The following is a 24,728-nucleotide window of genomic DNA, read 5'->3' on the forward strand; positions in this document are numbered from 1 at the left end:
GCGACAGGTTACGTAAGCGGAACACATGGACGCAGGCCGCGAACCTCCAATTATCATATAATTAAGTTGAGAATAATATAGGCGCGCGCACGTTATCGGCTGCAGCATCAGCCCATTCGCGCAGGCTATATCCATTATAAGCAAAAATCATGAGCAGAGACAGGATGCGGCCGTCCCCGTGAGCATCTCCTGCGCGCATTTGCGCATAGCTGCGAGTGGTGCTCCTGCCTGACGTCATGGTCCCAACCGGGCGGCCTTTTCGGGCCAAGAAGCATTGAGACCATGCCTTCAGAAGCCGGCGATTTTGCCCGCAAGCACAAACGCGGAAGCCGAAACGGAATCTGAGCGCATTTTTCGGCGCTGACGGGATATTGTTGCGCTATCTGGCCAGCATGGGCATATCATCGTTGACTGATGAATAAGCTTCGTCGTGGATCATCGGCCTTCAACAAGCTGAGAAGGTCCCCGGCATAATGAATTCCGCTCTTGCCTCTGGTTGCAGCTGCCTCGCGTCATGGATGAAATCGATGATCGCGGACAGGCGGGGCAATGTCGCCATCTCGGCTGCGATCTGCGCCGTGCCGATGATCCTTGCAGTTGGCGCAAGCCTGGACTACACGCGCGCATACAACGTCCAGAGCAAGATGCAGGCCGATCTCGACGCCGCTCTGGTCGCCGCCATCAAGCAGATCGACACTTACGACGAGGAAAAGCTCGAGCAAAAGGTCATCGCGTGGTTCGAGGCTCAGGCAGACAAGAGCGACTCCAGCTACGACATCACCGGCGTCAAGATCGACCAGACGGGCCACACCATCACAGCAACCGCCAAGGGAACGGTGCCGACCACGATCATGACGATCGCCAACATCGAATCGGTCCCTGTCGGCGTTACCAGCGCCATCAAGGGACCGGCGACGTCGTATCTCGATGTTCACATCGTCATCGACAAGTCGGCATCCATGCTTCTCGCCTCGACATCCTCGGACCAGGCGATGCTGCGCAGCGATCCCAATATCACGTGTGAATTCGCCTGTCACAGCACGGACGATCCGGTCAAGGAAAAAGCCACCGGCGCGATACTGTCGCCGACCTACTATGACTACATCAAGGCGCTCGGCGTCAAACTCCGCTCCGACGTTGCGCTCGACGCCGTCGAAGAAGTGCTGGATATGGTCGACGAAGCCGACGAGGACCACAAGAGGATCAGGGTCAGCCTCTATAGTCTGGGCGACGATACTTCAGAGGTCTTGGCACCGACTTATTCGACCAGCGCGGCTCGCAAGAAGCTGTCCGATGACAGCAGCGGCCTGACGAGCGCCAGCTCGAAAGAAGCCACCTATTTCGACACATCCCTGACGACACTCGCCACCAAAATCGGGACTGGCGGTGACGGGTCGTCATCTTCCAGTCCCATGAAACTCGTGCTTCTGTTGACGGATGGAGTTCAATCGGAGCGAAACTGGGTTTTGCAAAGGAAAGATTTGCCGACGCTTCGCAGCCCAACATCCCTCGGCAACCTTCGAAAAGTGGTCACGCCACTGAATCCGGACTGGTGCACTGGGGTGCAGAAGAAAAACGCTACGATTGCAGTTCTCTATACAGAATATCTGGCTATCCCGGATGACTGGGGATACCGCGAGACACTGGCAAAAAATATGGCCGGCAGTCGCTGGGCCTCCGTCTGGGGCGGCACCCTTCACAGCGGCGTCAGCGGCAGCACCAGTCGCCAGGACTATATCCCCATCGCCTTGCAGGACTGCGCCTCTTCGCCCGACCTCTTCATATCGGCTGCGTCAGAAGACGAGATCACCGAAGGTCTCTCCACGCTCTTCAGCCAGTACCTGACCTCGGTGCGGCTGACACAATGATGCGACGTTTCCCTTCACCGTTGCCCCACCTTGTCCGCGATAAAAACGGCGCCGCGGCCATCGAATTCGCGATCCTCGCATTGCCGCTTTTCATGCTCATTTTCGGCATCCTCGAACTCGCGGCGATGTTCTTCGTCGATACCGCCCTCGACGCCGCTGTGCACAAAAGCGCCCGGCTGATCAGGACCGGGCAGGCGGCTGAGAAGGCGACGTCGCTTGCGATGTTCAAGCAGGCCGTCTGCGAGGATATGGTCTATCTCCTCAACTGCGAGAGCAAGCTGCTCGTTGTAGCAAACGTGGTCAGCGACATCTCCACTGCAGCCGGCCTGATGCCTGCCGATTCCGACGGCAACGTCAAAATCACCGAGAATTTCAACATCGGTTATGGCAGCGACTACATTCTCGTACAGGCATTTCTGCCCTGGTCACCTGTGGTAAAGCTCTATTCGCTCTCCAGCCAGACATTCGTTGATGGCAGCTATGTGCTTGGCGCTGCCGTGTTGTTTCGCAACGAGCCCTTCTGAGGAGCGCCGATGACAAAGTTTCTCGCAAGTGGTTTCAGATTGTGCCTGCCGCGACGGCTTTGGCAGGATCGCGCCGGGGCATCGGCGGTCGAATTCGCGCTGCTGCTTCCCGTTCTCCTCCTTCTCCTCGCTGGATTGGCCGACCTCGGTCACGGCTTGGCGGTCCGTAGGAAGGTGAACCAGATGGCTTCCACCGCGGGGGAAATGATTTCGATGCAGACGGCCTGGATCAACTCGGATGTCTCCAGCATCCTTTCCGGCGTCAGCTCGATCTTGCAGCCTTACGACCTCGACGACCTCACCATCCTGCTTTGCGTTGTCGACATCGACGAGAAGGGGAATGCGACGGTCGCCTGGTCGTCGGCCTATGGGACGACTGCTCTATCAGCGGGACAGGCATCACCCATCGATATTCCCGAAGAGCTGCAGGAAGAGGATGTGCAGATGATTGTAACACGCGTTGAGTACAGGCTTAACACGATAATGTCGGGGCTGTTCGGAAGCTTCACCGGCAACGGCGCCTATGAGTACGAGCAGTATTTTCTCACCCGCCCGCGCAACGGCGACACGATCACCTACAGCTAGCGAGGGTGCGCGTCACACGTGCAGGGCGCATTGCCGCAAGAGGGCGCAGCCAACTTCCCGTGTTCCACCCGCGCTCAGGTGATCCTCGGTGGCCAAGGGACCTTATCGAGCGCGATACTTCGGCTCGCGCATCAGCCCTTGGGCGAGCAGCGCCATCTGCCCTCGAAGTATCGGCGCCTTCCATTCGACGTGCTAGCCTGCCTGGTAGGACTGTATTTGCCGCCGGACTTTGGCGGCATGCCCCGACACGATCGCTGGTTGCCTGGAGAGCAAGGCCTCTTACCTTGTGCAGCTGGGGCTGGAGAAAGGACCTTTGGCGGTCTGGCTCTGGAGTGAGCTAACAAGCCGCCGGTTGCCGGCTCTTGTGCTATCGTGCCAACGCGGCCTTTAAGATGAGGCCGGTTAAGACCGACGGCACGATGCGGCTGGATTGGCCCGTGTCTCGAGAGTTGAAAACAAAATCGCCGCGAAAATGCACTGGTTTTCCCATTGCCGCATCTTCGCCCTCGATGGCATCAATCGGGCCTCGAAGTTCAATCTGACCATAGGAACTCAGGAGTCCCCGTCAAACGAGCAGCGTGGAATGGCTGAGGATCTGCAGCCGTCGCCAATCGGCACTGAAGCTCGCGCTGCGAGCAGCTTAGGGGCTGTCCCACGGCAAACACAGTTTGCCGTGGTGAATTATAAACCGACCTCCCGGGATTCTTCGAGATTCTCAGCTTGTAAGCGTTGATACTAGATGAAGAACGCGCCGAGCGATCGACTGCGACTTTGGTGACGATATCGCCACCCGCTTAGAAGAAGATCGCGACGTGCGCTTCGAGAGCTTGGAAGTCTGTTAACGTAATTTCGGTGCGAAGCCCACCCTTGCCCGCCGGCCAAGGATCGCGAACCTGCATAGTATTTCCATTGTCGGAATACCCGTACACAACATAGTAGTGGATGGTCGTACCAACTACGAAGATTCGATCATTATCGATCTCACCTCGCACCAACTCAGGGCTGAGATTTTGCACGAATCGACCGCCCGTCGCTGCTGTATCGAACGCATTCCATTGCGTTCGCACCAGCTGTACCAATTGGCTAGCCATGTTGGCGCCCCCATCTTCGTGCTGCTCGGTAGAGGCGTCCAGGGCTTGCGCTAAGTCCCATTGCTCCTGAACCGCGGGGTCGAGTGCTGCAAGCGACAGAGTGATCCGGCGGGCAATAGCATACTGCGACATTAACGGGAGAGTGCGGTAGTTCCTGACCATGACCTCAGCAGCGGCGAAGCACCACGAGGGAGTTTCCTGCGCAACCAGTGCAGGAGGATGAGCTACTTCCATAACGGTTTCCTTTCACAATAGGAGGTGAACGTTCCCCGCACCATACGAGGAGCGCTGACCGGCAGCGCGTGCCGCCGGACCTGGGAGGGCGTTGGGCGAAGGCTCGCCGGCCGCCGTGTCTGTGAGGCGTTTAAGGAGGCAGGCTCAAGCCGCCTCCGGCGTCCAGGCTAAGGCTGGGTCGGCTCCGCCGGCCCGTGCGTCTGGGGCAGGCCCTGACAGCGGGTGAAATTGCCATGCCATTGTGGGCGTCGACGCTTATGTGCATGTGCTCGCGCATTGCGACCTCGGCGATCCTGGGAGAAGGACGGCGGCTGAACCAGCCGCCGCCGGTAGAGGTCAGGAGGCGACGGTGATCAGGTTGTCGATACCGAGCGTTGCCGTCTGCGACGTCTGGGAGCCACCATAGGTAAGCTCGACGGCGCCGGTCACATCCTCGATGTTCATGACGTCGCCTGTCTCGTAGTTGCCGAAGATCACCCAGTAGTTGGGATGCGGGGTGAAGACGGCCGTCATGTTCGGAGCCGCCTGAACAGCGAAGGTACCGGAGCCGGACATGCCAACGCCGACAGAGGTCAGGTTCGGCGCGACGTTGGCCAGTTGCTGGATGGTTAGAGAACCAAGTGCACCAGCGCCGTTCGCATTGGCGAAGGTCGTCGCACCCGCCTCGTCCTTCGTGAGCTGGACCAGGTTCTGGCCATACGGATCGGCCGGCATTGCCTGTGAGGCCGCGAAGTTGATACCCGGCTTGAGCAGCCCGGTTTGCGACCAGACGAAGCTGTAGTCGAGGTTCCAGGTGAACGTTACCTGGCTTTTCTGCGCCGCCGGCCGGGCGAACCAGGCCAGCGAAAACACGTTGCCGGGAACCGTGGTGGGCGGAGCCTTCTGGAACACAGCGAAGCTGCCGGTACGCTGAGAGTTGTTCACGCATGTCAGAGAATACTTGGTCATTGGTTTTGCCTTTCGTTTGAGGATATTGCCCAGGACTAAGGGTGGCCGGCACCGCCCCCGGGGCTGAGACGGTGCCGGTCTGTCCCTCGCCGCTTATGGAGGGGGAAAGCGACGAGGGAGATGCCCGGCTTGCGACGTGATGCCGGGCAAGCTCGATCAGCGGTCAGCCGATTTCGACGATCAGGTTGTCAAGTCCCACCGTGATCTGTGCGTTGGCCGTGGGACTGTTGCTCGTGGCGTCCTGCGTGAAACTAACGGTCGTTGCCTTGCTCACGTCCGATTGATCGGATTTCGGGAACTGGAAAGGGGTGCCGAAAATCACAGTCACGGTCTGGGACAGGTCGGGTTCCAGGCTTAAGGGCGACTGGTCACCCGGGATAGGCACAAGGATCGGCGCAGGCCCGGCGATCAGGCCGATGAAACTGCCTGCCAGGATGCCGGGAGAAAATGTCACATCAACGCCATCCGCCGGACCGCCCGTTGTCGGGGTAAAGGTGAAAGCACCCTCGCTCCAGGCCACCGCAACGCTGTCGCCCAGCGAAACCGGCGTCGTTTGCGCACTCTTGAGCAGCGTGCCAGGAGCGAGCGCAAGCAGGGTCAGCGCGCCACTCCCGCCTTGCCACGTCAATGTCGTCGTTGGGGTCTTTTGCGTTGTCGGACCCGATACCAGGGCGGTGAGGATCTGCGACTTTGGGTTTGTCAGCTTCGGCGGGAAGACACTGAAATACGAGGTGCCGGGCACGCTCGACTCATTCGTGGCAGTCAGGTTGAACGTGATCTCGGTTACCGCGGGTGTGCCGTTCGGCGTCTCGGAGGCTGTGTTTGCCGTCTGGGTAGACATCGGTCCGTTTCCTTTCGGTGAGCGACAGCTCTGGTGCAATGGTTTGTTTTTCTTGAATGTTTTCTCGATTTGTTGTGCTTGATCGTACATGTTCCACCTAAGGGTGTCCTTGGGCTGCCGTTTCAAAAACTTGGACGAGCGTCCCGAAGACCGCGGTCGCAACTCAGCTGGCGCCCAATCCGGCCAACCAATGTGCGAAGGACGCACCGCCGGGCAGCGGCGGGATGAGGGCCAGTCCCGGAGCGTCACCCAGCCGGACCGCAGTGCGAGCAGCTCTCGGAGACAGTCCAAAGGCTCGGCGAAACAGACGGCTGAAATGGGCCTCGTCGGCGAAGCCCATTTCATAGGCGATGTCGCCGATCCGCCGGTCGGCGTGGCGCGGATCGCATAAGGCGAGCAGGCAGCGCCGAAGACGGCGTCGGCGGATATAGGTCTCAACACCGCCGCCGGTCTCGAATTGCCGGTAGAGCTGGCTACGGGAAACGCCAAGATCACGCGCCAGCCGGGAAGGGGTCAGGTCGCTGCGATGGAGGTTTTCCTCGATGTGGCGACGCAGCCGGCGTCCGAGGTCACCCCTGGCTTCCGTTGACGTGACCGCGGCCGAAGGCCCCAGGCACGACGCGAGCAGGTCGGGCACAGACGTCCCGAGCGCGATCAACTCGCCGGTGCTCAGGCGTCGCGCCGCCTCGGAAAGGGCCTCCAGCACCCCCCGGATGATGACCCCCATGGCCGTATCCTTGGCCAAGATACGACCGGCCGCCGGCTGCTCCGGCGCAACCGAGGATGGCAGCAGGGTGCGCGGAAGGATCAGGTGCATCGACTCGGCGGCTTTCATCGCAAAAACCACGGGTGCGGAAAGATCAAGCACAGCCACATCGCCCGGACGCAACCGTCGCGCCGCAGGACGGGCCAGCGTGACGCCGCCACGCAGAAGACACGAGATGACGATATGGTCGAGATCGTCCCAAGCAAGGCGCGCTTCCGTACGCCGATATCGCCCGCCATCGACGACGCTCCGGCAAAGCAGAAATGTGCCGAAGTGATGGACGATGAGATTGGCCTGGAACGCGTCGGATGAGGGAGCTTTTGGGAGAAGACTGTCGAACAGGATGATGAGAAGCGAACGCCAAGCATCGAAGGGAGAGGGAGTGTCGGTGGTGGTGAAATGGAAACTCGCGACTGTACCTTCCCCACCCGTCGGAGATGTCAGCTCTTCGGTTGTATCCTGCACAAGGCCCTCCCCGACTGGTAGAGGGCACCCTTGCTACTAAGGGTTTAACTTTTGGAAATAAAAAGAAGAGTGTGTATTCTTGATATCTTTAAAACATTGATTTATATATTTACTCTGGAATCACTAATCTACTATGCTCGCGGATTCCGAGTATCTGGTTCAGATCGGCGATATGGTGTTGCGGGCCTTTCGGCAGGCTCAAAGGATGGCGTTCCTTGGTGTTCCTCTTTCCTGCGGGCGGCGACAGTTGGTGCCACTTATTGCCGAAGCCGCCTCACGCGGATAGACACGTCGTCCAGAACCGGCACGGCAGCGAGAAAAAGCAGAATGACTGCCAGAGGCAGCGTCGCTGCAAAGCCAATGTGTTTGAAACTCATCGCACCGGTGACACCGCCGATGAAAAACAGTGTGACCAACGATGCCAGCAGCTTCAACTTATTGCGATCTGCCCGAACAAACGGCCCGTCCGGGCGATGCTGCGATGCGTTCCAGTAGAACAACTTGCCGAGTTCGATGCCCATGTCGGTAACCAGGCCGGTGATGTGAGTCGTCCGGATCCTCGCTTGCGACAGTTTAGTGATGATGGCGTTCTGCAACCCCATGATAAAGCACAGGAGCACGACGGTCGTTGGCACAAACAGTCCTTCCTGACGAGCAAGGTGGCTACCGAGCAGGCCGAAGCAGATCAATAGGACAGCTTCCAGAACGAGTGGAAACGCATACTCGCTCTGCAGACCTTGACGCCGTCCCCAGTTGACAAGCACCGCCGAACAGGCGGCTCCTGCGACAAATGACAACAGGGCACCCAACCCGGAAAGCACCAGCCCGACATCACCGAGCGCCAGATTGTCAGCCATTGATGAGACGATGCCGGACATATGGGAGGTGTATTGCCGGACCGCCAGAAAACCACCGGCATTGGCCGCGCCTGCGACAAATGTCAAGAACTGTGCGAGGTGCCGGTCGGCCCTTTCGCTTCGTTCTCGTCCAGTCAGGCGGCGCAGATACGGGATCATGATCGAACTCTGCTGCAGGATGCGCAAAGGCACGGACGAAGGAAAAAATGCCAGGACGGGCTCATCGGGAGGTTCCAAGATCGGAAGAGAGGGACGGAAGGATGACGAATGCGTACTGCCACGTCCCTTGATCTAATTCGGTTTGCCCGAAGGCGCTTCTGCGCGCCGGAACCGGACGCCACGTCCGCCGCCATCGTTGTGCGTATGTTCGCTGAGCAGCTCGACGCCGGCGCGGTTGAGCGCTTCGATAACTTTGGTGAGGCTGTCGACGATCCCTCGCACGTTGCCGAGGCTCGCTTCCATTCGCTGGATCGTCGGTAGCGAAACACCGGCCATCTCGGCCATGGTTTTCTGGTCGATATTGAGGAGTGCGCGGGCGGCACGAAGCTGGGCGGCGGTGATCATCAGGGCATTCCGTGTCAGCCTATGAGAAGTCACATTTTTAGTACTATCAATGATATATAAAACGTCAATATAAAGCGATAATATGTTGATGGTCATTTGGCACCGAAGAGCATCGGCGACGATCATTTCAACATGACTCGACACGACAGACGGCACCTGGGCCGTCATCGGTCTGATCAGCAGGACGCCGAGGAGTTTGCCGATCTCTTCAATAAGGGTTACGCGAAGGTTGAGATATTACCGGCGCGGCAGGCTGCCGTCACGACGTGTGTGTTCCCATATTCACATGTTCAAGCAATGCGAGCAAACCTTTGAGGATGTCTGCCGGTGACGGCGGGCAGCCTGGAATATGGAGATCGACCGGTATGACCGCCGAAACGCCGCCAACGACCGCGTAGCTGTCTGCAAAGCAGCCGCCGTCGCGCGCGCAGCTACCCAACGCGACAACCCATTTTGGATCAGGCGTGGCGTTATATGTCCGTTCCAAAGCTTCGCGCATGTTCTTGGTCACCGGCCCGGTGACCAGCAGTACATCGGCGTGCCGCGGCGAAGCGACAAAGCGGATCCCGAAGCGCTCGATGTCGTAGAAGGCATTGTTGAGAGCGTGCATCTCAAGTTCGCAGCCGTTGCAGGAGCCGGCGTCGATGGCACGGATCGACAGGCTGCGCCCGAGGTGCCGGCGGGCGGCTTTGTCGATCGCGGCAGAAAGCTCTTCCATCGCGGCGTCCGAGCGAGGCGGAGCTCGTTCGGTCAGTGGCACGCGGATCAGGCTTTCGAAGAGGAGTTTGCGCATGATGGCCCACCTTCAGAGATCATGACCGGAATAGGAGCAGTTGAACGACTTGTTACAGAGCGGGAAGTCGGCGACGATGTTGCCTTCGATCGCAGCTTCCAATAGCGGCCATTGGAACCAGGACGGATCGCGCAGATGGCAGCGGTCGATCCTGCCGTTTTCGGCGACGCGGAGCCAAACCAGCACGTCGCCGCGAAAACCTTCAACAAGAGCCAGGCCTTCGCGTGTCTCACCAATGTCCAAGATTTCGGTGCGCACCGGACCACCCGGCAGCTGGCCCAGGATCTGTTCGATTAGTAGCAGGCTCTGTTCGACCTCGCGAATGCGAATCCATACGCGAGCATTGACATCGCCCTCGTTGAGCACCGGGACGTCAAAGACGAGACAATCGTAGGGCGGGTAGCGAAGCGCGCGCCGGGCGTCGAAACCGCGCCCGGACGCCCGGCCGATATAGCCGCCAGCACCGTACTGGCTGGCAAGCTCCGGCCTGAGCATGCCGGTGCCAACGGTCCGGTCCTGAAGGGATGCAGTGTTGTCGTAGAGCTCGACCAATGCCGGGAACTTTTGCCGTATCTCTGCAATCAGGGACCGCAAAGCGGCGACCCCGTCATCCGCCAAGTCGGTGGTGACGCCGCCGGGCTTGACGCGGTCGCGCATCAGGCGGTGGCCGAATGCGGTGTCGGCGGCGCGCAGCACGCGCTCGCGCAGCACGCCGCAATGCGTATGCATGAGTGAAAAGGCAGCGTCGTTGCAGATGGCGCCGATGTCGCCAAGATGGTTGGCCAGCCGTTCGAGCTCGGCCATCAGCGCGCGCAACCAAACGGCACGTGAAGGAACCTCGAGCTGCAGGGCGGCCTCGACCGCCCGCGAAAAGGCGTAAGCATAGGCAACTGTGCTGTCGCCGGACGTTCGTCCAGCAAGTTGCACCGCCCGGTCGAGGCTTGCTCCGGCCATGAGCGCCTCGATCCCCTTATGGACATATCCGAGCCGCTCTTCGAGGCGGACGATCGTCTCGCCGTTGGCGGTGAATCGAAAATGTCCCGGCTCGATAATGCCGGCATGCACCGGACCGACGGGAATCTGGTGCAGGCTTTCACCCTCGGCGCGCAGGAATTCGTAAGGCGTTGTCTTGACCACCGGCGCCGAGCGATTTGCCAACGGGAACCGCAGATCCCATCGACCGTGATCGAGCCATGGACGCGTGTCAGGCAGGCCCTGCGGTTCCAATCCGACCAGATCACGGATCGCGCGTTCCAGGCGCAGCGCCGGCGGATGGTCCTGTGCGACGGAGGGATAGCTGTCTTCCAATCCCTCCAGACTGATGATGCCGATCATGTCCGCCGGCTCTTCGAGCAGCGCCATATGGACGGCATTCGTTTCGCCCCAAAGACCAAGCAGGGTCCAATGTTCCTCCGCAAGCGCCAGGGCTGCGGAGGTCCAGACCGTCGGTTCGACAACAGCGCGTGGCCAGGGATGATGGCCTACTACGGGACGGCCTTCCAGGATCAGATCGGTCAGCGCTGGCATTGCTACGGCTCCTCCCATCATCCAAGAAGGTTGGCGACATGCTGGAACCAGGCAACCAGCGGCGGCGGCAGGTAGATACCGGCACCCAGCACCAAGGCGAGGTGGGAATACATCGGTATGTAGGATGCCTCGGCCGGCGCGGTGCTGCCGCGTGGCTGGCCAAAGGCGACGCCGGTGAGCCGCAGCAACAACGCGCCAAAGGCGATCAAAAGTCCGAGGACAAGCGGAATGGCAAGCAATGGTTGGCGCGCGAATGTAGAGCTCACGACCAGGAACTCGCTCATGAAAATCCCCAGCGGCGGCAGCCCGGCAATGGCAACAACGCCGATCACCAAACCCCAACCGAGCCCTGGATGGGTCTCGGTCAGGCCGCGGATGCTGGAAAGCCTCTGCGTTCCCTTGATCTGTGCGATATGGCCGACGGCGTAGAATATCGCCGATTTGGTCAACGAATGCATCACCATATGCAGCAGCCCGGCAAAATTGGCGATCGGCCCGCCCATGCCAAAGGCAAAGACGATGATGCCCATGTGCTCGATCGAGGAGTAGGCAAACATGCGTTTGATGTCGCGGCGGCGGTAGAGCATGAAGGCGGCGAAGACCAGCGATGTGAGCCCCATCGTGACCATCAATGGTCCGGGAGCAATCGTCTCGGGACTGGCGGCGAGCAGGATCTTGAAGCGCAGCACCGCATAGAGCGCGACATTCAGAAGAAGGCCCGAGAGCACGGCGGAGATCGGTGTGGGCCCTTCTGCATGCGCGTCGGGTAGCCAGGCGTGCAAGGGGGCGAGGCCGACCTTCGTGCCATAGCCGAGCAGCAGAAACACGAAGGCGACATTGAGAAGCGCCGGGTCGAAGGCGGCGGCATGTTTGACCAGAAGGCTCCAGACCATGGCATCATAGCCTTCACCGACGACCGGTTGTGCCGCCATGTAAACGAGGATGGTGCCGAAGAGTGCAAACGCGATGCCGACGCTTCCCAGAATGAAATATTTCCAGGCAGCTTCCAGCGCTTCATGCGTGCGATAGATGCCGACCATCAGCACGGTGGTCAGCGTCGCAAGCTCGACGGCGACCCACATCAGGCCGATATTGTTCGACACGAATGCGAGATTCATACCGAACATCATGATCTGATACATGGCGTGGTAAAATCGAAGGTTTGCGGGCGTCAGCCGGCCGGTCTCCAGTTCATGCGCGATGTAGCTGGCGCTGAACACGCTTGTGGTGAAACCGACGAAGGTATTGAGGACAATAAAGACGATGTTGAGATCATCGATGAGCAGATACTGCCCTGGCGCCCGCCGCTCGGTCGTGAACAACGAAAGAGCGGCAATCAGGGTCAAAAGGCTCGCGAATACGTTCAATCGCGCCGTCATTCGATAGCCGGGCAAGAGTGCCAGGAGGGCAGCTGCGGCAATCGGTATCAATAGGACGGCCGCCACCGGATCGAAAGGCAAGGCGGGCAGAAAGCTGCTCATCTTCGCCTCCTTCCCTTGAAATCATCAAGCGCGCGCACATCGACCGTGTCGAACCGTTCACGGATGCGAAACAGGAAAACGCCGATGACGATGAAGGCGATGAGGATCGAGAAGGCGACACTGATTTCCACCACCAGAGGCATGCCCTTGGCGCCGGTGGCGGCGAGCACAAGCCCGTTCTCGAGCGACATGAATCCGACCACTTGGCTGACGGCGTTACGGCGCGTAACCATGATCAGCAGGCCCAGCAGCAGAACCGACAATGCAAAGGCGAGGTCCTCGCGCGCCAAAGGGTCTGCTTCCGGGGTCACTCGCAGCATCACGACCATCGCCAGAGCGACAAGCCCGAGGCCGGCGAGCATCGTCGGGCCAATGCCGACAACGGTTTCGATCTCGCGGTGGATGCCGAGCTGCCGGATCATGCGGTGGAGCGCCACGGGAATGAGGATCGCCTTGAAGACCAGAGCGATCGCCGCCGTCACATAGAGATGCGGGGCATCCTGGACAAAGGCCTGCCAAGCCACGGACAGCGTGAGCACCAAGGAATGCAGCGCGAAGACGTTGAGCAGCGCATAGAGACGGTCCTGGTACAGCATCATCATGCTGACCAGAACCAGACTGCCGGCAAACAGATGAGCAATATCGAAGACAAGATTGTTCATCATAGGCTCCTCGAGACGAACAGCAGGAGAGTTGCGAGCAGGCCAAGCATAAGGGCAGCACCCAGGAATTCTGGCACGCGGAAAACTCTCATCTTGGCGGTTGCAGTCTCAAACAGTGCAAGCAGCGTGCCGCCTACAGCAAGCTTGGCGAGATAGGCGAGCATGCCGACCAGATAGGCCGCTGGACCGGCGTCCGGCGCCGCCAGTTTCCACGGTACGAACATGCAGGCGATCAGGGAGATGTAGAGCAATAGTTTGAGAGATGCGGCCAGTTCTATCATCGCGAGATGACGGCCGGAATATTCGAGCACCATTGCCTCATGCACCATGGTGAGCTCGAGATGGGTCGCCGGATTGTCGACAGGGATGCGGGCGTTTTCGGCGATCGCCACCATCGTAAGCGCGATGAGGGCAATGCCGAGCGAAACGCGCAATCCGACCTGCGGAGAGGTCATGAAGGTCGCGATGGTGGAAAGCTGGGTCGAGCCGGCGACAAGGGCGAGTGTGAAAATGATGAGCAGCATCGCCGGCTCGGCCAGCGTCGCGATCATCACCTCGCGGCTCGAGCCAATACCGCCGAAGCTGGTGCCGACGTCCATGCCGGCAAGTGCCAGAAAGAAGCGGGCGCTGCCAAGCAGGGCAATGATGGCGATCAGATCCGCGGTCCAGCTGAACATGAGCCCGGTGGCGAAGGTGGGAATGATCGCCGCCGAAACCCAGGTCACGGCGAAAATCACATAAGGGGTCACCCGGAACAGCCAGGACGCATTCTCTGCCAGCACCACTTCCTTGCGCAGAAGCCGCAGGAGGTCGCGATAGGGCTGGATGACGGACGGCCCCCGCCGGCGCAGCAATCGCGCTTTGACCTTGCGTATGTAGCCGGTCAACAGCGGCGCAAGCAACACGACCGCTGCCATCTGAAGAGCCTGGATGAAAAGGGCGGAAATCAAGACCATAGCGCCAGCACCAGGAGCAGGATGACGAGAGCGAGGAAGACCAAGCTCAGATAGCGCCGGATGGTAAGAAATTGCAGGCGGTTGAGCTTTTCGGCGGCAAACCCGACAGCACCTGCGATCGGCATATAGAGCCCGTCCCAGACCAGATCACGTGATGCGACGGTAAAACGAGCCGGCCGGGGATCACCTGGTGCCGGTATCTCGACCCGCTCACGCGCCTGGAAGACGAGCGTCCCGAAAACCCGCCTGATGGGCTGGGCGAAGCTGTCGGCTGTATATTGCGTTGTGGCGCTAACCTCCGGAAAGCCGCAGTCCCAGGCGGGTGCTCGACGCAACTGCCGCGAAGCAAATCGGTGAACGACGTAGGCCGTCAGTGAAGCGGATGACACCGTGAACAGAAATACGAGCAAGCCGTTGTAGGAACTGCGGCTTTCGGCGATCGGCACAATCGACAGCCACGGCACGCTCATCTGCTCCGGCATCTTGCCGCCGATCAGCGAGAGTGTCACAGGTGCAAGACCGTCGATGATGATCCCGGGGAGAATGCCGGCGAGAAGGCAGAACGCTGCCAATGTCCACATCGCTGCAAGCGAGAAGCGGTCGACCTCTCGCGCATGCTCGGCCACCGGGGTTCGTGGCCTGCCAAGGAAGATCACGCCGAAAACCTTGACGAAACAGGCCGCGGCAAGAGCCGCCGACAGTGCCAGCAAGCCCCCCACCGCTGGCACCATGATCTTGAGCCCCCATTGCGGCAGGTCGGGGCTCTGCAGGATGGCCTGGAAGGCCAGCCACTCCGAAATAAAGCCGTTGAACGGTGGCAGCGCCGAGATTGCCACGCATCCAACAAGAAACGCGCAACTGGTGAACGGCATGCGATGGATGAGACCGCCCAGTTTCTCCATGTTCCGCTCGCCCGTCGCCGTCAGCACCGCGCCGGCGCCGAAAAAGAGCAGGCTCTTGAAGAACGCGTGGTTGAGAACATGGAACAGCGCGGCTGTGAGCGCCAACGCCGCAGCCAAGCGCATGCCATTCGCGGCAAAGGCAAGCGCAAGCCCGAGGCTGACGAAGATCACGCCGATATTCTCGATGGTGCTGTAGGCAAGAAGGCGCTTGAGATCCTTCTCCATCAGCGCATGCAGGATGCCCAAGACCGCGGTTCCGCCGCCAAACAGCAGGACGACAACACTTGACCACGCCGTGGGTGTACCAAGCAGGTCGAAGACAACCCGGATGAAGCCATAGACGGCGACCTTCGTCATGACACCGCTCATAAGGGCCGAGACATGGCTTGGCGCGGCCGGATGCGCCAGCGGCAGCCAGACATGCAGCGGCACCAGCCCGGCCTTGGAGCCGGCGCCGAGCAATAGGAGAATGAGGACACTGCCGGCTGTAAACGACGTATGCCCGGTAGCGCGTATGGTGGCGAAATCGTAGCTGCTCTGAGGACCAGCGAGGAGACCGAATGCGAGCAGGAGGGTCAGTGTGCCGAAGCTCGCCATGACTATATAGAGATAGCCTGCCTTCCGGTTGTCGGCATCACGATGGTTCGCCATCACGAGTGCCCAAGAGGCCAGCGACATGAATTCCCAGGAGAGCAGGAAGGTGAAGGCGTCGTCCGCCAGAATCACAAGGTTCATGCCGGCCAGAAAGGCAGGAAAGAACGGCAGCACCCTTTGTGGCGCGTGTTCGTGACGGCCATAACCGAGGGCGTAGAGACTGGCCAGTACGCCGCCGAGATCGACGACCACGAGGAAGAAGGCGGCAAGCGTATCGAGCCGGAAATGCGCTCCCAGCCACGGCAAGCCGAGAGGAAGGATGAGAGTTGATTCGGCGGCGGGGGAGGTCGCCGAGGCAAGTTGAATGAGCGTGGTCGCAAAAGCGATGCTCGAAATAGCGAGGCTTGTGCCGTAGATCACCTGTGTGGCCCGGCTCGACCGCGCGATGAGGATCGCCAGGACCGCCGTCCCCAAAAACGCCGTCGTACATAACAGCATGACGACGGCCGACGTCATGGGCGCCCCCTTGGTCCGCGCACGGTATCGGATAATTTCGAGGCTTTGCGCTGGAGGGGCTCGACGGTTGCCTTCAGCCGCACTCCGCGCCCACCGTCGTCGCTGACTGCTCCCTCGTTGATCACCTCGATGCCAGCGATCTCCAGGGCGGCGAGTAACCGCATGAGCGAGTCCACATTGCCGCGAACCACATGGGCGCTTGCTTCCATGCGCTGGATGGTCGGCACAGAAACTCCCGCCAATTCGGCCAACTGACGCTGGTCGATGCCAAGAAGGGCCCTGGCGGCCCGCAACTGAGCGGCAGTAATCACGATTCAACCATCGCTTATGTTACTCAGGCTCTGATATTCGAAGTCTACGACCTCCTTATTGATGTTTCAAATCAATATTCCGATCGGCCAGGCAAGATGTGAGACTGGTTGCAATGGCCGTGCGAACACGCTCTCCCGGACTGCACCGGGCGTGGGACGCGCCGGTCCATGAGTTTTCCTGAGGGAGCCATGGCAGCCGGTCGCCGAGTTGGGAGCGACGGCGGCGAGGCGACAGGCTGTCGCATCATTTGCGCGCGGCATAGCCGGTTCGGTTGATGCCGTGGCGCTGCAGTTTGTCGTAAAACGTCTTTCGTGGAATGCCGAGCGCTTCGATCGTCCGGCGCACATCACCGTCATTTGCTGCCAGCGCTTCGCGAATGATGTCCGCTTCGTACTGCTCCAGCTTCTCCGGGAGCGTAGCGGTGGCTGCCGGCAAGGAAATCGCCTTCTCGGTGCCTCCTTCAAGCCCGAGTACCAGCCTTTCGGCGAAATGGGAAAGCTCGCGCACATTTCCCGGCCAGGCATGCGACAACAAGTGGCGGCGCACGCTCTGCGAAAGCGGCGGCACGTCCCGATGAAAACGGGCCGCGGCACGGGCGGCAAAATGCGAAAACAGCAGGGGGATATCCTCGCGGCGTTCTCGAAGCGGAGGAATGGAGATCGTCACGACATTCAGCCGATAATAGAGATCCTCTCGAAAATCGCCGCGCGCGTCCGGGTCACCGAGATCGATCTTGGCGGCGGCCACGACCCGGAGATCGACCGGGCGCACGTCGTTTGTGCCGAGCGGCGTGATTTCGCGCATTTCGAGAACGCGAAGCATCTTCACCTGCGTGGCCACAGGCATGCTTTCGATCTCGTCCAGAAAAAGCGTGCCGCCGCTCGCATGCTCGATCCGCCCCATGCGGCGCTTTTGGGCGCCAGTGAAGGCCCCGGCTTCGTGACCAAACAGTTCACTCTCGATCACAGTCTCGGGCAGGGCGCCGCAATTGAGCGCCACGAAATTGCCTCTTCGCCTCCGGCTCCACTGATGCAGAAGCTGGGCGACCACCTCCTTGCCGCTGCCGGTTTCGCCAGCGACGAGTACATCGACGTCGGTATCGGCGATATGCCGCAGGATATTCCGCAGGTTCTCCATCACGGGCGTCTGACCGATCAGCGGCAGACTGTCCTGTGCATCCTCGGCCGCCCGCCGCAACGCACGGTTTTCCATCACCAGCCTTCGTTTCTCGCTCGCCCGGCGCACGCTCTGCACCAGCCGGTCGGCTGCGAAAGGCTTGGCGATGAAATCATAGGCGCCGTTCTGGATCGCCTGAACAGCCATTGGAATATCGCCATGGCCCGTGATGAGGATCACCGGCAGGTCGGTGTCCATCTCCTTCAGTGTGGCGAACAATTGCAACCCGTCGATCTCGGGCATGCGAATATCCGTCACGACGGCACCGGCGAAGTCAGATGACAGATCGGCAAGTGCCGCCTTAGCGCTGCCAAATGCCGAAACGACAAACCCGGCCAGCTCGAGCGTCTGGGCCGTGGCGCGGCGAAGATCCTTGTCATCATCGACGAGAGCGACTGGCGTCAACGGGTCCATCATCTCATGCCTTCTTCAGATAAACGATGAATCTGGTTCCGCTGTCATCGCTGGATACGTCCATCCGGCCGCCATAATCGGCGACGATGTCCTTGGATATGACCAGCCCCAGACCGAGGCCGCTTTCTTTCGAGGTGTTGAACGGCGTGAACAGTCCCTCGCGTATCTTCGGCGAAATGCCCGGTCCGTTGTCTGCGACGGTCAAAATTACAGTGTCCGCATCGCTCGCCACCCGAACCTCGACGCGGCCCTGCTCGTCTTTCGGCGCCACCGCCTCCAATGCATTCTGAAGAAGGTTGATCAGCACTTGCTCCAGCCGGATGCGGTTTCCCATCACCATCAGGCCGGCCGCCGGCAGGTCGATGTCCAGCCTATCCATGCGCCCCGCAAATCGGCTGCGCAGCAACATCACCGCACCCTCGATTATATCTGTCACCTCGGTGGGTTCGGTGGCTCCGCGGCCCTTGCGCGCGAATGCCTTCAACTCTTCGGTGATCGAGCCGATCCGCTCGGTCAGCGCGGCAATGTTTTCCAGGTTTTCGCCGACGGGTGCCGTTTGCCCGCGGCCGAGGAACACGCGCGCATTGTCTGCATAGGCTCGAATGGTGGCGACCGGCTGATTGATTTCGTGAGCGACGCCAGCCGCGACCTGGCCGAGGATCGCCAGCCTGTTGGCTTGCACCAGATCCTGCTGTACCGCTTGCAGTTTCTGTTCGGTGTTCCTGTGATCGGTGATTTCCTCCTGCAGACGGTCGCGGGCCTGGCTGAGATCCAGCGTTCGCGCCATCACGCGGCGTTCCAACTCCTCTCGCGCCTGCTGCTCGCGGAATATCCGCAGCGCTAGGGCATGACGGCGGCGCAGCAGGAAAGCGCCGCCTGCCAAGAGCGGCAAAAGGGCGAGCAGCGCCAGCATGCGGGCTTCGCGCACGCCCGCATCTATCGGTGCTTTCAGCGCCACCAGATGCTGCAATTGCCATGCCGTTGTCACAACGGGAACCTGCACATTCAGAAACGCCGTCTCGCCGGCATCGCCCGGCATGACGATCCGGACCAGATCGAGCCTGTCGGCGAGTGTTCCGGCGACATGGAATGGCAGGGGCCGCAACGGCGCATCGCCGAACTGAAGGCTTTCGCGTATGGCGGTCAACCGATCGTGGGCGATTTCGCCGATGGTCATGAAGCGCCAGGAAGGAATGCTGGTGACAAGGACGATGCCGCGCTCGTCGACCACATAGGATGGCTTTCCGGAGGCATTCCAGTCCGCTTCGACGTCATCGAATTCGACTTTGACCACGACCACGCCAAGCGGGCCGTTACTGCCGTCGATACGCTGCGAAATATAGAGCCCCGGCTTCTTGCTGACGCTGCCAAGCGCGAAGTGCTCGGCCTGCCCCTTGGCCAGCGCGCGCTGAAAATACTCCCGGAAGCGATAGTCATTGCCGACGAAGCTCGTCGGTTCGCGCCAGTTGCTGGCCGCGACCGCGATACCGTCGTTTCCGATCACATAGATGACCGCAGCCTTCGTGCCCGCGGCCAGCATTTCCAGCTTGCGATTGAGCCGGTCGAGCGCACCGGCGTCGTTTGCCGCCAGCGCTGTGGCGAGCGCGCTATCCTGCGAAAGCACAAAGGGAAGCGCTCGATATTTTTCGAGAACCGTGCGCAGCAGCGCTGCATTCAAACTGGCATCGTTGCGAGCTTGCGCTTCGAGTGCGACCTCTGCGCGCTGCCGCCCGATCTCGCCGCTTCCCCATAATCCGGCGGCGATCGCCACCAAAGCCATGCTGGCATATATAAGCCACGCCCGGCGGATGCGCGTTTGCAACGGGACGGACGGCGCCCACCATTGGAGTCCTAAAACAGCCATGGCGAAATTGTGCATATTTTCGCACAATTATCAACAAGAATCGTGCGGATTTCCGCATAACGCGGCCTGCTATTGTAGCCATTGATTATTTTAATGACTTATTTTCAATGGCTTACAGAAACATGAAAAACTGGCACGGCGATTGCGAGGCATTTCCTCAACAGCGGCTCGACCGTTGGACTTGAAGCTCACGGCTCGGGAGGCCGGAACTGTTCCGGGCGGGCCAGAAGGAGGAAATCATGATTGCAGCATTCGACGCGGCCGAACGGCCCCATGGCAAAACACCTTTCTACAGGCATCTCTATGTCCAGGTTCTCGCAGCGATCGCCGCGGGTATCCTTCTCGGTCATTTCTACCCGGAACTTGGCACACAACTGAAGCCCTTGGGCGACGCCTTCATCAAACTTGTCAAGATGATCATCGCGCCGGTCATTTTTCTGACGGTGGCAACCGGCATCGCCGGCATGAGCGACCTGCAGAAGGTCGGCCGCGTCGCCGGCAAGGCCATGCTGTATTTCCTGACCTTTTCGACGCTTGCCCTGGTCATTGGCCTCGTCGTTGCCAATCTGCTCCAGCCCGGTGCCGGCATGCATATCGATGCAGCTTCGCTCGATCCGACGGCCGTTGCCACCTACACTGAAAAGGCGCATGAGCAGAGCATCACCGGCTTCCTCACCAACATCATCCCGACCACGATTGTCGGCGCCTTTGCCGATGGAGATATCCTGCAGGTTCTGTTCTTCTCCGTGCTGTTCGGCATTGCGCTCGCAATGGTCGGTGAGAAGGGGGAGCCGGTCATCAATTTCCTCAACGCGCTGACGGCGCCGGTCTTCAAGCTCGTCGCCATCCTGATGAAGGCTGCGCCGATCGGCGCCTTCGGTGCCATGGCATTTACGATCGGCAAATATGGCGTCGGCTCGATCGCTAACCTCGCCATGCTGATCGGCACCTTCTATCTCACCTCGCTGCTCTTCGTCCTCGTTGTCCTTGGCGCCGTCGCTCGGTACAACGGCTTCTCGATCCTGGCGCTGCTGCGCTATATCAAGGAAGAACTGCTGCTCGTCCTTGGCACTTCATCCTCGGAAGCTGCCCTTCCGGGACTGATGAACAAGATGGAAAAGGCCGGCTGCAAGCGCTCGGTCGTCGGCCTCGTCATTCCGACCGGTTATTCCTTCAACCTCGACGGCACCAACATCTACATGACGTTGGCCGCGCTGTTCATCGCTCAGGCTACCGACATCAACCTCACCTGGGGCGACCAGATCCTGTTGCTGCTTGTTGCGATGCTGAGTTCCAAGGGTGCGGCAGGCATCACCGGTGCCGGCTTCATCACCCTTGCCGCCACGCTCTCGGTCGTTCCGTCCGTGCCCGTCGCCGGCATGGCGCTCATCCTTGGCATCGACCGCTTCATGTCCGAATGCCGGGCTCTGACCAACCTCGTCGGCAACGCAGTTGCCACTATCGTTGTTGCTCGCTGGGAGAATGAATTGGACGCTGAACAGCTTGCCAAGGCGCTCGACGGAAAGGTCGTTGACAGCCTTCCGGCAGCCGGTCTTCAGCCCGCCGAGTAGCACAAGCGGTACCTGTTCGCGCTTTTTCCAAGAAAACATGAAACGGCTCGCCATCGGCGAGCCGTTTCATGTGATTGTAGCGCTGCTTGACCACCGAAAGGCGGGGCATGAAGATAGCGTTGGAAAAACCATCCTTCGTGGACGGTTTCGACGAGCAGGGCCGGACGCTCGCCTTCGGCCTTATGGAGGGCTTGAAGCCGCCGCTGGAACGGGCCGACGAGCATCATGACGACGAGACTGACGAGGGCGGCAAAGCCCATTGTCAACGCCGGTCTTAATCCAGGCCAGTGTGGCGGCGTAAAAGCAGGCCAGTGGTAGTTGCTGGGGTGCCGACAGACAAATGGCCCCAATCGGGGCCATTTGTCTGTCGGCGGCGGCGATTTTGATCAGGGTATGATGATCTCACCAGTGTCGGGATCGATGGTCTGAGTGGCCTCCACCGTCGACATCGAGCCTCCAGGAGGACGCTGAACGATCTGATTGATCATGGCGCGCCGGCGCAGGGAAGTGTGGGGGCGAGCCCCGGCGCGTGGCGGTACTTCAAAGGATCATCGAGACTCGGAAAGCGGGCCGGTTTGAGAAGCCGCCGGCGAAGACCCCGTCCCATTTATCCATGAAGTCACTGGGCCTCCCTACGCCAGAAGGAGGTCAGTCCGCAGGAAGTTGTCGTCGTGGAACTGATTCAGATGGACGCCGAGCAATAAAAGCTGATTTCCACCGCCCAGATTCGCCTCTACATTCGCGGCCTGGTCCGTGGCGACCTGAAGGAACGCGTTCGCGCTCTCGATACCGAAAGCACTGAGATCGAGGACGTCGCCGGTACCGGCACCGGGCCGGAAATTCACGATTGTGTCCTGTCCGTCACCGGTGTGGAACACGAAAAGGTTGGCGCCGTTGCCGCCGATCAGCATGTCGTTGCCCTGCCCACCGGTCAACGTGTCATTGCCGCCAAGACTCCATAGATAGTCCGCAGCGGCCGTTCCGTTCATCACGTCGTTTCCGTTGAGAAACAGGGGATTGCCCCCGGCAGGCGCGTCGATGAAGTAGGAATCCTGAAGGACGCCATCGACCGTATAGAACTCGATCAGCATCCCAGCGTCGGTGACCGTGACGAGGTTGGCGCCGACATTCGGCGGGCTGTTGCCAGCGCCGCCGAGGCCCGTCGTGGTGTAAGGGAGCTCGACTCCATCGCCGTTGTCGTCGCGCATGACGCGGAAATATTCGTGGTCATGGCCGGCAAAGACGGCATCCACACCCCAATTCTCGAAGGGCCATCGCATGCTGCTGCTGCCGCCTGTTGGCGTGTACGGCGTGTGGTGGAAATACGTCACATTGAACATCGCGTCGGAAGTCGCGAGAGCGGATTGCAGCCATTGGCCCTGGACCGAGTTGGCGCTGTCACCGTCCGGTTCTTCCCCGTTGCTGTTGAGAGCGAAGAAGCGAACCGACTCTATCTGGAAGTCGAAATATCTCTCATTGTCCGGCAGCGTGAAATAATTGAGGTAGTTGGAGAGGTTTCCCTCTGCGTATTCGTGATTGCCGAGCGTCGGAAAGAAGCGGTTGATCGCGCTGCCGTTTCCATACGAGCCCTGATAGTTGCCAATGTAATCGTGGTAAAACTGACCGACCGCGTTGTCGAGCAGCTGTGGAGCGTAGACATTATCCCCCACGGTGAGAATGAAATCCACGTTCCAGCTGTGGACCAGTTCGGCGACGGCCTGTTCGCCGGAGAGCGAGGTGTCGCCGTAATCACCAAAGACAGCGAAGCGGAACAGGGCTTGCGGGGCCTCCGGAACGACATTGACGGTAAAATCCTGGGTGGCACTGCTGCCATCAGAGGAGGTTGCCGTCACGGTGAGGCTGATCGACGACTCGTTCTGGGCATCAAGCGTGCCGGTTCCCGAACGGGTGATGATCCCCGTGTTGGGGCCGATGGTAAAGCGTTCGTCGTTGAGGCTGTAGGTGACCGTCGATCCGGCATCGGGATCCTTGGCCGAAGCCGTGATACCGACCTCAGTGCCGGCAGCGGCATTGTCGGTAATCCGGTTGGCCGTCGTATCGGCGTCAGCCGGCGTGTTAAAAGCCACCGGCTCCGGACTGTCGAGGATGTTGAGGGTATAGCTCTTGGTCGCGCTGCTTCGATCGGACGATGTCGCCGTCACCGTGAGCATGATCGAGCCCGAAGTCTCGAAATCGAGCGTACCGGTGCTCGAACGTGTAACGACGCCATTGGCATCGATGGAAAAGCGCGTGTCATCGATGCTGTAGGTGACCGTATCGCCGGCATCGGGGTCGCTGGCAGAGGCAGCGATGCCGACGTTCATGCCTGCGGCCGCCAGTTCGGCGATCTGGTTGGCGGAGGGATCATCATCGGCCGGGGTGTTAAAGACGACCGGGTCACTGGCCGGGCCGGGCAGGAGATATTCGATGTGCAGCAGCGGCGCGGCGTCGGGCCTGCTGTCATAGGCGCGCGCGACGCGCGTGCCGGTGCCGGTGATCAGGAAAACCATATCGTTGAGCGCCGCCCAGCCGAAGCGGTCGACGATCTCCTGCACGACCGCCGCCAGGTCCGGCGTGCGTTGGGCAAGCCCGGCCTCGCCACGTACCGTCCAGTCCGCCGGCTGCCAGGCGACCGATGCATCGGTGGTCAGGCGCGAGGAGGCGTTGAAACTGGCGGTGGTGAAGGCAGCCGCGTCGTCCGCGTCCTCGCCGCGGATCAGCAGTGATACGGCCCCGCTGCTCACCGTGTCGACTGTGAACTGGATATAGGTCCGGGTGATGATCGCGCCCTGCGGGATGTCGATGCCCGTGAAGCGGATCCCGACCGTCTGGACCTTGGTGCCATCGGTCGTCAGTTCGAGATCGCTGCTGCCGATCGATATCGAGCCCGTGGCGCTCTCCTCAACGTCGTCAGCGCCGGATGCAATCCTCCTCTCGAGGATCGTCGGCGTGGCGCTGCTCACAACGGCAATGCTGAAGGTTTCGGCAGCACTGCTTCCGTCGGACGAGGTTGCCGTCACGGTAAGGGTGATCGATGGCTGGGACTGGGCATCAAGCGTGCCGGTGCCCGAGCGCGTGATGACGCCTGTGGTGGGATCAATCACAAAGCGCGTGTCGTTGAGGCTGTAGGTGACCGTCGAGCCGGCGTCGGGGTCCGTAGCCGATGCGGTGACGCCGATATTGGTGCCTTCCGCCGCGTCTTGGTTGATGCGATTGT

Annotated in this window: 20 protein-coding genes and 1 pseudogene; 5 read left to right on the forward strand and 16 right to left on the reverse strand. The window is 60.3% G+C overall.

All coding sequences use genetic code 11. From position 1 onward, the window contains the following. The first annotated feature begins 473 nt into the window (after nucleotides 1-473). Genes ACSQ3F_RS29185 through ACSQ3F_RS29195 form a run of 3 tightly spaced genes read left to right on the forward strand, consistent with a single transcriptional unit; the run spans nucleotide 474 to nucleotide 2,977 of the window. Nucleotides 474-1,868 carry a TadE/TadG family type IV pilus assembly protein gene (locus tag ACSQ3F_RS29185; protein ID WP_436103639.1) on the forward strand — a complete coding sequence of 465 codons (1,395 nt, stop codon included), beginning with the start codon at nucleotides 474-476 and terminating at the stop codon, nucleotides 1,866-1,868. Then, nucleotides 1,865-2,392, forward strand: a complete 528-nt coding sequence (locus ACSQ3F_RS29190) for a TadE/TadG family type IV pilus assembly protein (protein ID WP_436103640.1) — start codon at nucleotides 1,865-1,867, stop codon at nucleotides 2,390-2,392. Before ACSQ3F_RS29185 ends, ACSQ3F_RS29190 begins: the two co-directional genes overlap by 4 nt. Nucleotides 2,393-2,401: 9 nt before the next feature. Further along, a complete protein-coding gene (locus ACSQ3F_RS29195) occupies nucleotides 2,402-2,977 on the forward strand; it encodes a TadE/TadG family type IV pilus assembly protein (protein WP_436103641.1) in 576 nt (191 codons plus the stop codon). A gap of 794 nt (nucleotides 2,978-3,771) precedes the next feature. Here the strand turns inward: ACSQ3F_RS29195 and ACSQ3F_RS29200 are convergent. The 15 genes and pseudogenes from ACSQ3F_RS29200 to ACSQ3F_RS29270 all read right to left on the reverse strand — a co-directional run bounded on the left by ACSQ3F_RS29200 (nucleotide 3,772) and on the right by ACSQ3F_RS29270 (nucleotide 19,955). Beyond that, the gene (locus ACSQ3F_RS29200; protein ID WP_436103642.1) at nucleotides 3,772-4,302 is read right to left on the reverse strand and encodes a hypothetical protein; all 531 of its coding nucleotides are present in this window, start codon (nucleotides 4,300-4,302) and stop codon (nucleotides 3,772-3,774) included. A gap of 336 nt (nucleotides 4,303-4,638) precedes the next feature. Beyond that, nucleotides 4,639-5,250 carry a protein rhiA gene (locus ACSQ3F_RS29205; protein WP_436103643.1) on the reverse strand — a complete coding sequence of 204 codons (612 nt, stop codon included), beginning with the start codon at nucleotides 5,248-5,250 and terminating at the stop codon, nucleotides 4,639-4,641. A gap of 163 nt (nucleotides 5,251-5,413) precedes the next feature. After that, on the reverse strand, nucleotides 5,414-6,181 hold the full coding sequence (locus tag ACSQ3F_RS29210) for a hypothetical protein (protein WP_436103644.1): 768 nt from the start codon (nucleotides 6,179-6,181) through the stop codon (nucleotides 5,414-5,416). Between the two features lie 73 nt (nucleotides 6,182-6,254). Next, nucleotides 6,255-7,322 (reverse strand): helix-turn-helix domain-containing protein, encoded by a 1,068-nt coding sequence (locus tag ACSQ3F_RS29215; protein ID WP_436103645.1) that lies wholly within the window; start codon nucleotides 7,320-7,322, stop codon nucleotides 6,255-6,257. A 269-nt stretch (nucleotides 7,323-7,591) separates the two neighbouring features. Further along, a pseudogene (locus tag ACSQ3F_RS29220) lies at nucleotides 7,592-8,341 on the reverse strand (YoaK family protein); the annotation flags it as partial. A gap of 129 nt (nucleotides 8,342-8,470) precedes the next feature. Next, nucleotides 8,471-8,743, reverse strand: coding sequence for a helix-turn-helix domain-containing protein (locus ACSQ3F_RS29225; RefSeq protein WP_436103646.1), 273 nt, complete (start codon nucleotides 8,741-8,743; stop codon nucleotides 8,471-8,473). Nucleotides 8,744-9,002: 259 nt separating this feature from the next. Then, a complete protein-coding gene (locus ACSQ3F_RS29230; protein ID WP_436103647.1) occupies nucleotides 9,003-9,536 on the reverse strand; it encodes an NADH-quinone oxidoreductase subunit B family protein in 534 nt (177 codons plus the stop codon). Nucleotides 9,537-9,548: 12 nt separating this feature from the next. After that, nucleotides 9,549-11,063: a hydrogenase expression protein HypE gene (locus ACSQ3F_RS29235; protein WP_436103648.1), complete on the reverse strand. Its 1,515-nt coding sequence runs from the start codon at nucleotides 11,061-11,063 to the stop codon at nucleotides 9,549-9,551. Nucleotides 11,064-11,080: 17 nt separating this feature from the next. Then, entirely contained in the window at nucleotides 11,081-12,544 is a 1,464-nt protein-coding gene (locus tag ACSQ3F_RS29240; RefSeq protein ID WP_436103649.1) for a hydrogenase 4 subunit F, read from the reverse strand. Continuing rightward, nucleotides 12,541-13,206: a hydrogenase-4 component E gene (locus tag ACSQ3F_RS29245; protein WP_436103650.1), complete on the reverse strand. Its 666-nt coding sequence runs from the start codon at nucleotides 13,204-13,206 to the stop codon at nucleotides 12,541-12,543. The genes ACSQ3F_RS29240 and ACSQ3F_RS29245 overlap by 4 nt, the downstream gene beginning before the upstream one ends. Next, complete coding sequence (locus ACSQ3F_RS29250) at nucleotides 13,206-14,162, reverse strand: respiratory chain complex I subunit 1 family protein (RefSeq protein ID WP_436103651.1); 957 nt, start codon at nucleotides 14,160-14,162, stop codon at nucleotides 13,206-13,208. The genes ACSQ3F_RS29245 and ACSQ3F_RS29250 overlap by 1 nt, the downstream gene beginning before the upstream one ends. Further along, on the reverse strand, nucleotides 14,153-16,174 hold the full coding sequence (gene hyfB, locus ACSQ3F_RS29255) for a hydrogenase 4 subunit B (RefSeq protein ID WP_436103652.1): 2,022 nt from the start codon (nucleotides 16,172-16,174) through the stop codon (nucleotides 14,153-14,155). The genes ACSQ3F_RS29250 and hyfB overlap by 10 nt, the downstream gene beginning before the upstream one ends. Beyond that, nucleotides 16,171-16,485, reverse strand: coding sequence for a helix-turn-helix domain-containing protein (locus tag ACSQ3F_RS29260; RefSeq protein WP_436103653.1), 315 nt, complete (start codon nucleotides 16,483-16,485; stop codon nucleotides 16,171-16,173). The genes hyfB and ACSQ3F_RS29260 overlap by 4 nt, the downstream gene beginning before the upstream one ends. A 244-nt stretch (nucleotides 16,486-16,729) precedes the next feature. Next, nucleotides 16,730-18,076: a sigma-54-dependent transcriptional regulator gene (locus tag ACSQ3F_RS29265; protein ID WP_436103667.1), complete on the reverse strand. Its 1,347-nt coding sequence runs from the start codon at nucleotides 18,074-18,076 to the stop codon at nucleotides 16,730-16,732. A 4-nt stretch (nucleotides 18,077-18,080) separates the two neighbouring features. Next, a complete protein-coding gene (locus tag ACSQ3F_RS29270) occupies nucleotides 18,081-19,955 on the reverse strand; it encodes a sensor histidine kinase (RefSeq protein ID WP_436103654.1) in 1,875 nt (624 codons plus the stop codon). A 224-nt stretch (nucleotides 19,956-20,179) separates the two neighbouring features. Here ACSQ3F_RS29270 and ACSQ3F_RS29275 point away from each other — a divergent pair, with 224 nt between their 5' ends. Both ACSQ3F_RS29275 and ACSQ3F_RS29280 read left to right on the forward strand, forming a co-directional pair. Further along, nucleotides 20,180-21,511: a dicarboxylate/amino acid:cation symporter gene (locus ACSQ3F_RS29275; protein WP_436103655.1), complete on the forward strand. Its 1,332-nt coding sequence runs from the start codon at nucleotides 20,180-20,182 to the stop codon at nucleotides 21,509-21,511. A 107-nt stretch (nucleotides 21,512-21,618) separates the two neighbouring features. Beyond that, nucleotides 21,619-21,789, forward strand: a complete 171-nt coding sequence (locus ACSQ3F_RS29280) for a hypothetical protein (protein ID WP_436103668.1) — start codon at nucleotides 21,619-21,621, stop codon at nucleotides 21,787-21,789. Nucleotides 21,790-22,143: 354 nt separating this feature from the next. Here ACSQ3F_RS29280 and ACSQ3F_RS29285 read toward each other — a convergent pair. Beyond that, nucleotides 22,144-24,728 (reverse strand): metallophosphoesterase (locus tag ACSQ3F_RS29285; RefSeq protein ID WP_436103656.1); only part of this gene is annotated, 2,585 nt, incomplete at its 5' end.

The organism is Pararhizobium sp. LjRoot238 (assembly GCF_964252955.1).
Lineage (GTDB): Bacteria > Pseudomonadota > Alphaproteobacteria > Rhizobiales > Rhizobiaceae > Pararhizobium.

Bases quoted from the DNA above. Each gene is read 5' to 3' on its own strand.
- ACSQ3F_RS29185 (WP_436103639.1), top strand. From the start codon at position 474: ATGAATTCCGCTCTTGCCTCTGGTTGCAGCTGCCTCGCGTCATGGATG.
- ACSQ3F_RS29190 (WP_436103640.1), top strand. From the start codon at position 1,865: ATGATGCGACGTTTCCCTTCACCGTTGCCCCACCTTGTCCGCGATAAA.
- ACSQ3F_RS29195 (WP_436103641.1), top strand. From the start codon at position 2,402: ATGACAAAGTTTCTCGCAAGTGGTTTCAGATTGTGCCTGCCGCGACGG.
- ACSQ3F_RS29200 (WP_436103642.1), bottom strand. From the start codon at position 4,302: ATGGAAGTAGCTCATCCTCCTGCACTGGTTGCGCAGGAAACTCCCTCG.
- ACSQ3F_RS29205 (WP_436103643.1), bottom strand. From the start codon at position 5,250: ATGACCAAGTATTCTCTGACATGCGTGAACAACTCTCAGCGTACCGGC.
- ACSQ3F_RS29210 (WP_436103644.1), bottom strand. From the start codon at position 6,181: ATGTACGATCAAGCACAACAAATCGAGAAAACATTCAAGAAAAACAAA.
- ACSQ3F_RS29225 (WP_436103646.1), bottom strand. From the start codon at position 8,743: ATGATCACCGCCGCCCAGCTTCGTGCCGCCCGCGCACTCCTCAATATC.
- ACSQ3F_RS29230 (WP_436103647.1), bottom strand. From the start codon at position 9,536: ATGCGCAAACTCCTCTTCGAAAGCCTGATCCGCGTGCCACTGACCGAA.
- ACSQ3F_RS29235 (WP_436103648.1), bottom strand. From the start codon at position 11,063: ATGCCAGCGCTGACCGATCTGATCCTGGAAGGCCGTCCCGTAGTAGGC.
- ACSQ3F_RS29240 (WP_436103649.1), bottom strand. From the start codon at position 12,544: ATGAGCAGCTTTCTGCCCGCCTTGCCTTTCGATCCGGTGGCGGCCGTC.
- ACSQ3F_RS29245 (WP_436103650.1), bottom strand. From the start codon at position 13,206: ATGAACAATCTTGTCTTCGATATTGCTCATCTGTTTGCCGGCAGTCTG.
- ACSQ3F_RS29250 (WP_436103651.1), bottom strand. From the start codon at position 14,162: ATGGTCTTGATTTCCGCCCTTTTCATCCAGGCTCTTCAGATGGCAGCG.
- hyfB (WP_436103652.1), bottom strand. From the start codon at position 16,174: ATGACGTCGGCCGTCGTCATGCTGTTATGTACGACGGCGTTTTTGGGG.
- ACSQ3F_RS29265 (WP_436103667.1), bottom strand. From the start codon at position 18,076: ATGGACCCGTTGACGCCAGTCGCTCTCGTCGATGATGACAAGGATCTT.
- ACSQ3F_RS29270 (WP_436103654.1), bottom strand. From the start codon at position 19,955: ATGCACAATTTCGCCATGGCTGTTTTAGGACTCCAATGGTGGGCGCCG.
- ACSQ3F_RS29275 (WP_436103655.1), top strand. From the start codon at position 20,180: ATGATTGCAGCATTCGACGCGGCCGAACGGCCCCATGGCAAAACACCT.
- ACSQ3F_RS29280 (WP_436103668.1), top strand. From the start codon at position 21,619: ATGAAGATAGCGTTGGAAAAACCATCCTTCGTGGACGGTTTCGACGAG.